Consider the following 1,636-nt stretch of genomic DNA (forward strand, 5'->3'; position numbering starts at 1 on the left):
CCATCGTCGGCATGGCCTGCCGGCTGCCCGGCGGGGTCTCCTCCCCGGAGGACCTGTGGCAGCTGGTCGAGACCGGCACCGACGCCATCTCCGGCCTCCCCGCCGACCGCGGCTGGCCCGAATTGTCCTTCCGAGGCGGCTTCCTGGACGCGGCTGGCGACTTCGACGCACCGTTCTTCGGGATCAGCCCGCGCGAGGCACGGGTCATGGACCCCCAGCAACGCCTGGTGCTGGAGGCATCGTGGGAGGCCTTCGAGCGGGCCGGCATCGAGCCGGGAACCGTTCGCGGCAGCGACACCGGCGTCTTCATCGGCGCCTACTCCGGTGGTTACGGGATCGGGGCCGACCTGGCCGGCTTCGGCGCCACCGCCGGCGCCACCAGCGTGTTGTCCGGCCGGGTGTCGTACTTCTTCGGCCTCGAGGGCCCCGCGGTCACCGTCGACACGGCGTGCTCGTCGTCGCTGGTGGCGCTGCACCAGGCCGGGCACGCCCTGCGCCAGGGGGAGTGCTCGCTGGCCCTGGTCGGCGGCGTGACCGTGATGGCTACGCCGGACCTGTTCGTGGAGTTCGACCGTCAGCAGGGGCTGGCCGCCGACGGCCGGTGCAAGGCCTTCGCCGACACCGCGGACGGCACGGGCTGGTCCGAGGGCGTCGGTGTCCTCCTGGTCGAGCGTCTCTCCGACGCCGAACGCAACGGCCACCGGGTGCTGGCCGTCGTACGCAGCTCAGCGGTCAACCAGGACGGCGCCTCCAACGGCCTGACCGCTCCCAACGGCCCCTCCCAACAACGCGTCATCCAAACCGCCCTGGCCAACGCCGGCTTGGCGCCCCACGAGGTCGACGTCGTCGAAGCCCACGGCACCGGCACCACCCTCGGCGACCCCATCGAAGCCCAAGCCGTAATCGCCACCTACGGCCAAAACCGCGACCAACCACTGCTACTCGGCTCACTGAAATCAAACATCGGCCACACCCAGGCCGCCGCCGGCGTCTCGGGCATCATCAAGATGGTCATGGCCCTGCGCCACGGCATCGTCCCGCGAACGTTGCACGTGGAAGAGCCGTCCCGCCACGTCGACTGGACCGCGGGCGCCGTGCAACTGGTGACAGAAAGCCAGCCCTGGCCCGACACCGACCGACCCCGCCGAGCCGGCGTCTCATCCTTCGGAGTCAGCGGCACCAACGCCCACATCATCCTCGAAGGCTCACCCGCCCCGGTCAACGACCCGGAGCCGTCGACAGAAATCCTCCCCCTGCCCATCTCAGCCAAAACACCACAAGCGCTCGCCGACTACGAGGACCGCCTGCGCGCCTACCTGACCACCGCCCCGAGCACACGGACGGTGGCCTCGACATTGGCCGTGACCCGGTCGCTGTTCGAGCACCGCGCGGTGCTGCTGCGGGACGACACGGTCACCGGCACCGCGCTGGCCGACCCGCGGGTGGTGTTCGTCTTCCCGGGCCAGGGCTGGCAATGGCTGGGCATGGCCGACACCGTGAAGGGGTCGGCCGTCTTCGCCGAGTGCGCTGCCGCGTTGAGCGAGTTTGTCGACTGGGATCTGTTCAGCGTGCTTGACGACCCGGCCGCGCTGGATCGGGTGGATGTGGTGCAGCCGGTCTGTTGGGCGGTGATGGT

At 70.4% G+C, this 1,636-nt stretch carries 1 protein-coding gene; it reads left to right on the forward strand.

The annotated features are described in order from the left end of the window. Window positions 1-1,636 (forward strand): type I polyketide synthase (locus ACGFIO_RS44320; protein WP_392837324.1); only part of this gene is annotated, 1,636 nt, incomplete at both ends.

Origin of the sequence: Actinoplanes sp. NPDC049265 (assembly GCF_043197135.1) — a bacterium.
Classification (GTDB): domain Bacteria; phylum Actinomycetota; class Actinomycetes; order Mycobacteriales; family Micromonosporaceae; genus Actinoplanes.